Origin of the sequence: Streptomyces flavofungini (assembly GCF_041028215.1) — a bacterium.
Taxonomy (GTDB): Bacteria; Actinomycetota; Actinomycetes; order Streptomycetales; family Streptomycetaceae; genus Streptomyces; species Streptomyces flavofungini_B.
Window position 1 is genome coordinate 1 of record NZ_JASKYR010000235.1, and the last position, 10397, is coordinate 10397.

10 protein-coding genes are annotated in these 10397 nt (G+C 72.2%); 5 read left to right on the forward strand and 5 right to left on the reverse strand.

The features are described 5' to 3' along the window. The 3 genes from AB8Z36_RS17845 to AB8Z36_RS17855 form a co-directional block, all read left to right on the forward strand. Positions 1 to 1370: alpha/beta hydrolase (locus tag AB8Z36_RS17845; RefSeq protein WP_369214312.1), on the forward strand; the 1370-nt coding region annotated here is incomplete at its 5' end. Between the two features lie 169 nt (positions 1371 to 1539). Next, complete coding sequence (locus AB8Z36_RS17850; protein ID WP_369214313.1) at positions 1540 to 1797, forward strand: hypothetical protein; 258 nt, start codon at positions 1540 to 1542, stop codon at positions 1795 to 1797. Next, entirely contained in the window at positions 1790 to 2611 is an 822-nt protein-coding gene (locus tag AB8Z36_RS17855; protein ID WP_369214314.1) for a DUF2637 domain-containing protein, read from the forward strand. Before AB8Z36_RS17850 ends, AB8Z36_RS17855 begins: the two co-directional genes overlap by 8 nt. Here AB8Z36_RS17855 and AB8Z36_RS17860 read toward each other — a convergent pair. Further along, positions 2608 to 3363, reverse strand: coding sequence for an AraC family transcriptional regulator (locus AB8Z36_RS17860; RefSeq protein WP_369214315.1), 756 nt, complete (start codon positions 3361 to 3363; stop codon positions 2608 to 2610). The genes AB8Z36_RS17855 and AB8Z36_RS17860 overlap by 4 nt on opposite strands. Before the next feature lie 149 nt (positions 3364 to 3512). Between AB8Z36_RS17860 and AB8Z36_RS17865 the strand changes: the two genes are divergently transcribed. Continuing rightward, positions 3513 to 4433: a sulfite exporter TauE/SafE family protein gene (locus AB8Z36_RS17865; protein WP_369214316.1), complete on the forward strand. Its 921-nt coding sequence runs from the start codon at positions 3513 to 3515 to the stop codon at positions 4431 to 4433. Here AB8Z36_RS17865 and AB8Z36_RS17870 read toward each other — a convergent pair whose 3' ends face one another. The 3 genes from AB8Z36_RS17870 to AB8Z36_RS17880 form a co-directional block, all read right to left on the reverse strand. Then, the gene (locus AB8Z36_RS17870; protein WP_369214317.1) at positions 4434 to 5219 is read right to left on the reverse strand and encodes an SAM-dependent methyltransferase; all 786 of its coding nucleotides are present in this window, start codon (positions 5217 to 5219) and stop codon (positions 4434 to 4436) included. It abuts the gene before it with no gap. A gap of 227 nt (positions 5220 to 5446) precedes the next feature. Then, positions 5447 to 6406, reverse strand: a complete 960-nt coding sequence (locus tag AB8Z36_RS17875; protein ID WP_369214318.1) for a hypothetical protein — start codon at positions 6404 to 6406, stop codon at positions 5447 to 5449. Continuing rightward, a complete protein-coding gene (locus tag AB8Z36_RS17880) occupies positions 6403 to 8154 on the reverse strand; it encodes a CotH kinase family protein (RefSeq protein ID WP_369214319.1) in 1752 nt (583 codons plus the stop codon). The genes AB8Z36_RS17875 and AB8Z36_RS17880 overlap by 4 nt, the downstream gene beginning before the upstream one ends. Before the next feature lie 268 nt (positions 8155 to 8422). On the opposite strand from AB8Z36_RS17880, the gene AB8Z36_RS17885 reads away from it, so the two are divergent. Next, positions 8423 to 9763, forward strand: a complete 1341-nt coding sequence (locus tag AB8Z36_RS17885; RefSeq protein WP_369214320.1) for a fibronectin type III domain-containing protein — start codon at positions 8423 to 8425, stop codon at positions 9761 to 9763. Positions 9764 to 9781: 18 nt separating this feature from the next. On the opposite strand, the gene AB8Z36_RS17890 is transcribed toward AB8Z36_RS17885, so the two are convergent. Beyond that, positions 9782 to 10397: GntR family transcriptional regulator (locus tag AB8Z36_RS17890; RefSeq protein ID WP_369214321.1), on the reverse strand; the 616-nt coding region annotated here is incomplete at its 5' end.

Genomic DNA, 10397 nt, shown 5'->3' on the forward strand with positions numbered 1-10397 from the left:
GGGACGGGCCGAGACCGAGGGGGGTCGACGCGCGGCAGGAGTGCGCGACCGTCGAGGTGCCCCTCGACTACGCGCGTCCCGACGGCGCGCGGACCCGTATCGCCGTCTCCCGCATCCCCGCCGAGAAGCCCTCGGCCCGCCGTGGCGTTCTTCTTCTCGCGCCCGGCGGCCCGGGCGGCTCGGGTCTCGACAATCCCTCGGGCAAGGGGCAGAAGCTCCCCCAGCAGATCCGCGACCGTTACGACCTGATCGGCATCGACCCGCGCGGCATGGGCCGCTCGTCGCCGGTCGACTGCGGCTTCGACCTCGCCGACCTCGGCACGGCGAACCAGCGGCCGTGGCCCGGCCCCGGCGGGTCGGTCACCGGCGCCATGGAGACCGCGCGCCGCATGTCCACGGCCTGCGCCCGCGACGGCGGCGACCTGATCCGCCACATCACCACCGCGAACAACGCCCGGGACCTCGACCGCGTGCGGGCGGCGCTCGGCGAACGGAGGCTCTCCGTATGGGCGGTGTCCTACGGGACGTATGTGACCGCCGTCTACGCGCAGCTCTTCCCGCACCGCACCGACCGTGTCGTCCTGGACAGCGTCGACGACCCGGACCCGGCGCGGGTCGGCAGGGGCTGGCTGGCCGCGCATGAGCAGGGCGTGGAGGACGCCTTTCCCGCGTTCGCCGCGTGGGCGTCCGATCCTGGCACCGCCGGGCGGCTCGCGAAGACGCCTGCCGGGGTCCGCGGCCTCGTCCTGCGGCTCGCCGCCCGACTGGACCGCGCGCCGATCCCGTGGGAGCACGCCAACCCCACGGAGCTGAACGGTGACGTCCTGCGCCAGACCCTGCTGACCACGCTCTACGACCCCGACGGCTTCCCCCGCCTCGCTGAGCTGATCCGCGCGGCCCGGGCGGGCAGGACGCCGCCCGCCCCGCAGGCTCCGCCGGAGGCGGTGCTCCAGAACGCCGTGGCCGTCGGAACCGCGACGCTCTGCAACGACGTCAGATGGCCGAAGTCACCGGCCGTGTACGCGAAGGGGGTTGCCGAGAGCCGCGCGAAGTATCCGCTGCTCGCCGGTATGCCGCGCAACGCGATGCCGTGCGCGGCCTGGCCGTACAGCCCGCAGGAGCCGCCCGTCCGCATCACCGGCGACGGCCCGTCCAACGTCCTGCTCATCCAGAACGAACGCGACCCCGCCACCCCGCTCGCGGGCGCCCGTGCCATGCGCACAGCCCTCGGCGGGCGGGCCACGATGGTGACCGTGGACTCCACGGGCCACGACTCGTACCTGGCGAACGGAAACGTGTGCGGCGACCGGACGGTCACCCGTTTCCTCGCGACGGGTGACCGTCCGGGCGATGACGTGCACTGCGCCTGAATTCAGCCTGCACGGAGCCGCGTTCGGGGACGGAAGACCGATAAACCATTAGCCCGACAGACGAAATATGCGACCTCGCAGCCACCCGTTTGCCGCGCATCCTCCGTAACGCGGGTCCGTTGGACGGATTATGACCACGGTAAGGCCAAGGTTTGTTTCAGGAACCCTCTTGGCCAGCACAATGAGCAGCGCCACATCCGCAGTTCGCATGGGGGACTGGGTCTTCACACCGGCCCGCGCGAACGACACGAACGCCACCCTGCGGGACGATTATCGACGCGTTGATCTGAAGTACTCCGCCCCTCTCCTCGAAGTCCTCCTTACCGAACTTGACCATATCGAGGCTTATTTCGTCACCGTAGCGGACAATTCCAAAGGCTCCGGCTCCCGCCTCTCCGCACCTCTCCCCCAGGCCTTCCATGCATGAGACGCGAGGACGGCACAGCCGTCCGGAGCCTCCCCTGGAGCCGCTGGGCCCGCTGGAGATGCACTGGGACCCGGCGGAAGAACTGGCCCACCTGCTGCACGAGGCGGTCGAGGACGAGCGGAACAACGTTCCTCCTGTCGTCCATGACGCCGAAGTGTCCTACGGCGACACGGCTTACGGCGACACGGCTTACGGCGACATGGCCTACGACAACATGCCGTACGGCGACGAGGGGGCCGACGGCTCGCTCGCCGGTCTGACGAAGATCACCAGTGAGCTGCCCCCGCTGCGTCCGGCCCCGGCCCGCCGCCGCTCGCGCGGCCACTCCAGGGCCCGTTCCCGTGCCCGCGGGCGCGGCCTCGGCGCGCTGCGCACCACCAGCTTCATCCTCGCGGCGTTCGCCTCCGTCGTCGTGTCCATGGTGTGCGTCTTCGGAGGCATCGTGAGCTACGACCCGCTGCGCCATCTCGCCATGCACCGGACCTCCGCCAGCGCGGTCGGCTGGTGGCCCCTGCTGGTCTACGGCCCCTGGATGGTCGCCTCCCTCTCCATCCTGCGCGCCGCACTGCACCGCCGCCGCGCGGCCCACTCCTGGGCGGTCGTCCTGCTGTTCTCCACCGTCTCCATGCTTCTGTGCGTCGCGCAGGCGCCCCGCTCCCCGATCGAGGCGGCAGCGGCGGCGCTCCCCTCGCTGGCCGCCCTGGCCTGCTTCCAGCAGCTCGTCCGCCAGATCACCCTCACCCGGCCCCCGCGCCAGAGCCAGCCACGCCACCGCACGCAACCGCCGCCTTCAGCGCCCTCGAAACCGGCCTAGGTGAAGCGCGAGGGCGGCAGGCCGAAGACACGGGTGAAGGCGGCCGTGAACGCGGCGGGAGAGGAGTAGCCGATGCGGCCGCCGACCTCGCTGACCGAGGCGGAGCGCAGCAGGGGAACGGCCGCGAGCAGCCGGGCGCGGGCCCGCCAGACGGCGGGGCTCTCGCCGGTCTCGGCGCGGAACCGCCGGGTGAAGGCGCGCTCGCTCATGGCCACCCCGGCGGCCCACGCGGCGTTGGTGGCACCGGCGTCGGGGGCCGCCAGGTAGGCGCGGCACAGCCCGGAGAGGTCGGCCGAGGCGGGCATGGCCACGTGGAACGGCAGCGGGGTGCGCTCGGCGATCTCGTGCAGGAGCAGCGCGGCGATGCCGCCCGACCGCCCCGTCAGGCTGTAGTCGGGCTCGAACTCGACTGCCGCGAGGAGCAGTTCGCGCAGCAGGGGTGGTACGTCCACGACCGTGCAGGTGGCGGGCCACCACGGCACGGCACCCGGCTCGATGTAGAGGCTGCGGGTGCTCACCCCACGCATGCGGACGCGGTGCCGCGTGGCGGGCGGGATCAGGACGGCGCGCTCGGGCGGCACGGTCCAGGTCCCGTCGGCGGTGTCGACGAGCATGACTCCGGTGGCGCCGTAGAGGAACTGCGCGCGCCGGTGCTCGTGCCAGTCGAGGAGGTGGCCGGGCGGGTAGTCGGTGCCGATCGGCAGGACGGCCCGGTCGACGTGGTCGACATCGGCGAGCGGGATGTTCCGCATGCTGCCTCCTCGCCCCCGGCCTCCCGGCCTCCCTGTCGCCCGGCTCCCCCGCGTCGCGGTGACCGGCCACGGATCATTGGCCGACTCGCGAAAGAACTGTGCCGATCATCGCATGCGGACGCCGGGGCGGAGCTGGTGGGCTGGGAGGCATGGATGACGTGATGGTGGTCGGCGTCGGGCTCCTGACCGGGGTGACGACGGTGCTGTTCGGCTTCGGCGGAGGGTTCGTCGCCGTGCCGGTCGTGATGTGGGCGGACGCCGCGCTCGGCGCCGACGCGATGCGGGTGGCGACGGCCACATCGGCGTCGGTGATGGTGGTGAACGCCGGGTTCGCCACGGCCGTCACCCCGCGCCGGGTGCTCTCGGCGCTGCGCGGCAGCGGCGGGCTGCTGCTCCTGCTGGCGGTCGGCGCCTCGGCCGGGGCGTTCGCCGCGCGGCTCGCCCCGGCCGGTCTCGCCCACTGGGCCTTCCTTACGTATGTCGCCGTCACCATCGCCGACCTGCTCGTACGGCCCGGCTTCCTGCGCGCGCCGTCCGGTGCAGGGGCCGCGTCCGAAGGGCCCCGCCCGCTGCCGGACGGGGGGGGGGGGGGGGGGGGGGGGGGGGGGGGGGGGGGGGGGGGGGGGGGGGGGGGGGGGGGGGGGGGGGGGGGGGGGGGGGGGGGGGGGGGGGGGGGGGGGGGGGGGGGGGGGGGGGCCCTCGGCGCGCCGATCGGCGCGGTCGCCGCCTTCCTCGGCGTGGGCGGCAGCGTCATGACGGTCCCGGCGATGCGGCGGGCCGGGCACCCGATGCGGACGGCGACCGCGCTGGCCAACCCCCTCACCCTCGCCATCGCGCTCCCGGCCACCGCGCTGTCGCTGTTCGTGGCGGCGGTACCGGAGGCCGACGACGCCGGGGTGCGTCTGGTGGGTCTGCTCGACCTCCGTGCCGCATCGGCGCTGCTGCTCGGCGCCCTGCCCGTCATCGCGGTGCTGCGACGCCGCCCGCCGCGCATCCCCGACCGCGTGCACGCCTGGGCCTACGTGGGGCTCCTCGCCCTGGTGGTGCTCGCGACGCTGTTCGCGCCCTGACTACGGAACCTGCGCCACGCCCACGTAGAAGCCGCTCGGTTCCTCGGTGGGCGCGGGGGTGTCCTTGTACCACTGGGTGGCCGTGACCAGGCCGGGGGAGACGAGTTCCAGGCCCTCGAAGAACGGCTCGACCTCGGCGCGGGTGCGCATGCGGAGGGGGATCTCGCCCTCGCGGTAGGTCTTCGTCACCGACTTCACCAGGTGCGGGTGCTCATCGGTCGTGCCGTGGGAGAACATGAGGTAACTGCCCGACGGCAGCGCGTCGAGAAGCGTCCGCGTGAGCTGGTAGGGGTTGTCCTCGTCGGTGACGAAGTGCATCAGCGCGATCATCGAGAGGGCGATGGGCCTGTCGAAGTCCAGGAACGTACGCGCGTGCTCAAGGATGGCTTCCGGTCGGCGTACGTCGGCCTCGATGTAGTCGGTGGCTCCCTCGGGCCTGCTGACCAGCAGCGCCTCCGCGTGGCGCAGCACGATGGGGTCGTTGTCGGCGTAGGCGACGCGCGCCGACGGCACGATGCCCTGGACGATCTGGTGCAGGTTGGGCTCGGTCGGGATGCCCGTACCGATGTCGAGGAACTGGTCGATGCCCTCGCCCGCCAGCCATGCCGCCGCACGGTGCATGAACGCCCGGTTGCGCAGCGCGTTGAGCCGCGCCTCCGGGGGCAGCTTCTCCGCCACGTCCTGGTCGACCGGATAGTTGTCCTTGCCGCCGAGCAGCCAGTCGTAGACCCGCGCCGGGTGGGCCCTGCTCGTGTCGATGCGGCTTGCGGAGGACTGTGACGTCATGCGTGACTCCAGCGTGTGCGGTATCGCTGACCGATTCACCGGGCAGGCCAGTGTGGGGTGCTGCGGGTGAGGCGGCAGGTGGTCCGGCGATTATGGCACTGGCCAGGGGTCCACGCCGAGTCCGCAGCGCCCCAGGATTCCAGAGACCGCGCAGCCCCGCGCGGCCCCGTGCAGCCCCGCGGGAGAGCGGACGGGACCGCTGCCCGCTCTCCGTGGGAGCTACCGCCTCAGACGTGGTTGCCCGGGATCAGGAAGAGGTGGATCGACTGGTCCTTCGCGCGGTACCGCTCGTTCGCCGCGCCCTTCTTCGCCCGGTCGGACACGATGACGACGTGGTCGGCCGAGACCCAGGAGACGCCCTCGGGGTTGCCGTAGAGCGGGCGGCCCTTGCCGTCGGTGGGGAGCCGGTGCACGGTGCCCTCGTCGACCTGCCACTTCTTGGTGTCGATGCGGCCCACCCACAGGGCGGACGAGGCCTGCGACAGGACGGCGATGCGTCCCTCGCGTACGGACACGCTGCTGAAGTCCTCGAAGGGCAGTGACTCGGGCAGCGCCAGCGTGGCCGTGCGGATCCAGCGCTTGCCGCCGCGCCGGAAGACCTGCACGCGCCCGCCGCCCGGCGTCCTGCCCTTCTTGCCGCCCGCGCACTGGTTCCCCTCGCACAGGGCGAGCAGATATCCCGTGCCCGAGCGCTCGACCCACTCCAGGCCCTCCATGCCCTTGTTGGCGTCGGCCAGGTCGAATTCCAGGTGGGCGGAGCCGAGCGGGCGCAGCTTCGCGTCGTACTCGTGGACACGGGCGCGGAAGCCCTTGGGCTTGACCGGTTCGGCCTCGCTCAGCGTGTAGTAGCGGTCCTTGCGCTGGTCGTGGGCGAGGTCTTCGTACCCCTCGTTGGCCTGTGGACCACCGGTCTTCTTCTTGACGCGCTTGAGGACACCGTTCTCCGGGGCCTTGGGCGACAGTTCACTGCTGACCCGGATGAGGGAGGGCAGGTTGTCGCAGACGATCAGGAAGGCGCCGTCGCGGTAGATGACGCCGCTGGCCTCCAGGCGGGTGCCCGCGCTGTCGCCGATCAGGTCCCGGATCTTCGCTTCCTTGACCAAGCGCAGCTCGCGCGCCGCCTCGGCCTCGGCCTCCGCCTTCTGCCGGGACTTCCCTGTCGCGGTCGACTTCTTGGTCGCGGTCATGAGGGCAGTACCTCCATCGCACCCGGGAACGTCGCCCCGCTGGCGCCGTTGGGATAGGTTTTCCGCAGCTCGGCGAGCTGCTGCCGTGCTCGGTCGTAGCGCATGCGCGTGTAGTGGAAGATCCCGTACGTGAACTGCGAGCCCCGACTCAGCTCCCACTGGCGGTAGGCGGCGCGGTACACCTCGTCGTTGGTGAACTGCCTGCCGGTGAAGGGCTGTCCGTGCGGGCTGGTGGACTCGGCGTACGCGGCGGACGAGATGAGCTGCCACAGGCCGTCGTCCCGCCCGGAGCCCTCCGCGCCGAGCAGCGCGGCGACCCGCTCGGGGCCGAACTCGGTGTCCAGCAGGTATTCGAGGTGGTCGAGGTAGTACTGGCAGAAGTCGTGGTGCCGCAGCAGGTTGGTGAACAGCGGCAGGTGCGACTCCTCGTGCGGGGCGTGGGTGATGCGGCAGTAGTCGCGGCTCATCGCGGGCCAGTCGAGCAGGTCGGTGTACTGCCACGGGGTGGAGAAGAAGTCGATGCCGGAGCTGTTGTCGTAGTCCCAGGGGATGAAGGTGAAGTACGGGCGGTCCATGAACCCCGTCGGGTCGCCGAGGCGGCCGGAGTTGTAGAGGTAGTAGTTCGACGGTGTGGCGAAGTAGTTGTCCCAGCTCCCCAGGAGGACGTTGGCGCCCGCCCAGCGCAGGAAGGCCGGGACGTTCAGGATCCGCTCGACCGACTCGCGGAAGCCGTCGGTGGTGAACTTCTTCTCGTCGCCGGTGAGCTGGACGCCGTTGATGGTCCTGACGAACGCGGCGAGGTGGTCGTAGGTGCTCGCGGACGGGTCGTCCTCGTTGGTCTTCAGGCGGTAGGTGCGGTCGTCCTCCAGGCTGCCCGCGGTGAAGTAGTGGCGTCCGGTGTCGGTGCCGTCACGGCCCGAGCGGTGCTCCAGGGTGGCGCAGCCGACGTCGCCGCAGTACGCCTTGTAGAGGTTGCCCTCGGCGTTCTTGCCGAAGTGGTCCTTCAGGAACTTCTTGTCGACCTGCTCGATGACCGAGAAGAGGCCCATGTAGCGGTCGTTGAGCGTGAACGTGGCGTACGTGTGCTGCGCCGCCGGGATGCCCGCGCGCTCCAGGAGCCGCCAGGCGACGGCCTCACGCATCTGGGACGGGTCGTTGTACATCGCCTTGAGGTTGATCCGCTCCATGCCGTAGAGCCGGTCCTCGCTCGTGCCGACCTCGAAGTCGATCTTCCAGGACCGCTTGGGCGCGTGCGCGGTGAGGTTGCCGCTGTTGACCATGGAGAACGACGGCGTGGCCAGCAGCGTCTCGCCGGGAGCATCGCTCCTGGCCAGCGTGAGCCGGGCGCCCGGCGGCGCCTCCGTCACCTCGTCGGCCGTCAGGACACCGGGCGGCCAGCCGGTGACCTTGACCTGATACATGTCCTGGGCGAAGAACTCCGTCTTGTTCTGCGCGTAGGTGAGGTATTCGTCCACGATCCGCCCGAGGGCGGTCAACTGCCCGTCCGGGCCCAGACATACGAGGCCGCCGTCGGCCGGTGCGCCCGGTGTGGCCTGCTGCTCGGCGAGCAGCAGGTCGAACAGCACGCCGAACTCCGCCTTCGTCCGCAGTGCGGCATCGCCCGGCCCCGCGGCCGCGTTCGCCCGCTCGGCGAGCCGCCGTGCCGTGCCCTGCGGCAGCGCGGAGACCGCGATGGCCTGGTTCTTGAACGCGTCCCGGAACGTGCCCTTGCCGATGATCCTGTCCACTACGGGCCTCCCTGCGGCGCTGGGGTCGACCTTCCTCTCTACGCCGGGCGCCGCATGACCGCCAGTCCGAGAACCGGCCTGGGGGCATACGCCCCACCGGGCCCCGGGCCCCCGCGGGCCACGCGCGCGCCGCCTCCCCTCACCCGGTCACCGGCGGATACAGTGCCTCACCCCCACAGCACCAGCGAACCACCAGCCTCTCCCCCCACGACTGCATCCCGTACTTCCGTACGTCCGTACGGAGTTCTCCGGAAAGGGAACGCCAGCCGTGTCTCAGCACCGTCACCTCAGACCGGCGGCCGTCGCCTCCGCGGCCGCTGTCGTCGTCCTCGCCCTCGGATTCACCGGCACCGCCCACGCCACAGCGCCGACCGCCGCCTCCAGCTCCGCCGCCCGCACCGGTGACGACCCGGACCAGCCGGAGAATCCCCTGTACGACGCGCCGGACAGCTTCCACGTCGAATCCGGGCGCGAGGCGGTCACCCTGTCCTGGAGCCAGCTCTCCGCGGCCTCCGCCTACGAGGTGTACCGCGCCGAGGCCGAGGGCACCGGACCCGACGAGGTCGGCCCCTACGAACTGCTCGCCACCGTGTCCACCGGTTCCCACACCGACGACACCGACGACCCCGATGTCGCTTACGCCTACCGGGTCCGCGCCGTGGACCGGGCGGGGCACTTCTCGCCGTACACCGAGCCCCGGCGCGGCACCCGGGACACCGTCGCGCCCTTCGCACCCCGGGACCTGACCCTCGCGCGCGAGGACGAGCGCGGGGTCACGCTGACGTGGCGCACCGGGGACTCGGACTCCGTGAAGTACGTGCTCTACCGGGCCCCGTCCTCCGGCGGCCCCCGCGTCAAGGTCGGTGCGACGACGTCACTGACCTTCCGCGACACGAAGGGCGAGGCGGGTCTCCCCTACTCCTACGAGGTGCGGGGCGTCGACGCCGTCGGCAACGAGTCAGAGGGGTCCGACCGCGTGACGGGCACCAGGACCGTCACCGCGGGTACGGCGCCCAAGGCCCCCACCGTCGTCAACGCCGCCCTGGTGGGCAGGCGCCTCACCCTGTCGTGGTCGCAGAGCCCGTACGTGCCGGTCTCGTCGTACACCGTCTACCGCTCCAGGACGACCCCGGTGGACGTGACCGACCCGGGCAACCGCCTGGCCACCACGTCGCGCGAGGAGTACTCGGCCCAGGTGGGCGAGGGTGCGGACGAGCGGGACTACTACTACGCCGTCGTCGCCACGTCCCGGCACTCCGTCGCCTCGCCCGCCTCCGCGTCGGTCAGGCCCGCGTACAGCGAGCCGCGGCCCCCGAGGGCCACGGAGATCCACGAGGTCGCGCCGGGCGCGGGCAGTGTGCGCATCGCCTGGTACGTCACCCCGTCCGGCGGCGACGAGGCCCCGGTGACGGGCTACCGCGTCTACCGCTCCACGAACCCCGGGGTGACCAAGGAGAACGCCGAGTTCAGCAAGGAGACGAGCGGGTCGGAGTACGTGGACCGCGGTCTGACGGGCGGCACCACGTACTACTACGCCGTCGCCGTCCTCGACGAGGACGGCCTGGAGTCCGCCCTCTCCCCCGAGGTGTCGGCGACACCGTCCGGCTGACGGCCGGGGCCGTGCCCGTCAGCGCCGCCGCTCGGCGTCACCGTGCGTGCGGCCGGTCAGCGCGGCGGCCGTCCGGGTGAGGTGCCGGGTGAGCACCTCGGCCGCGGTGTCGGCGTCACGGGCGAGCGCCGCCTCCTCCAGGCGGCGGTGCTCGGCCGCGCCGTCCCGGCCCGGCGCGCGCTGCGCCGACCAGCGGCGGGCCAGCTCGCTCGCGGTCCACAGCCGGTCGAAGGTGTCCAGCAGGGCCGGGTTGCCGCAGCCTTCGAGCAGGGTGCGGTGGAAGACGCGGTGGGCCTCGGCCCACGCGTCGGTGTAGTGCTCGCCCTCCTCCGGCGCGAACGCCGGGGTGCGGACCAGCCGGTGGTGGGCCGCACGCACCCGCGACTCCCAGTCGACGTCGCCGCGCTCCACGGACATCCGCAGCACCGCCGGTTCGATGGTCCGGCGGGCCTCGGCGATCTCCTGCCAGCGGCGGTCGGAGAAGGCCGGAACGGCGAAGCCGCGGTTGGGCAGCCGGTCGGCCATGCCCTCGCCGACCAGCCGCACCAGCGCCTCACGCACCACGGCCAGACTGACGCCCTGCTCCTTGGCCAGGTCCTGCGGTTTCAAGGCGTCGCCGGGGGCGTGGTCGCCC

What these genes read in the sequence shown, in the direction of transcription:
- AB8Z36_RS17855 (WP_369214314.1), top strand. Translation starts at nt 1,790, where the DNA reads ATGCATGAGACGCGAGGACGGCACAGCCGTCCGGAGCCTCCCCTGGAG.
- AB8Z36_RS17860 (WP_369214315.1), bottom strand. Translation starts at nt 3,363, where the DNA reads ATGCGGAACATCCCGCTCGCCGATGTCGACCACGTCGACCGGGCCGTC.
- AB8Z36_RS17865 (WP_369214316.1), top strand. Translation starts at nt 3,513, where the DNA reads ATGGATGACGTGATGGTGGTCGGCGTCGGGCTCCTGACCGGGGTGACG.
- AB8Z36_RS17870 (WP_369214317.1), bottom strand. Translation starts at nt 5,219, where the DNA reads ATGACGTCACAGTCCTCCGCAAGCCGCATCGACACGAGCAGGGCCCAC.
- AB8Z36_RS17875 (WP_369214318.1), bottom strand. Translation starts at nt 6,406, where the DNA reads ATGACCGCGACCAAGAAGTCGACCGCGACAGGGAAGTCCCGGCAGAAG.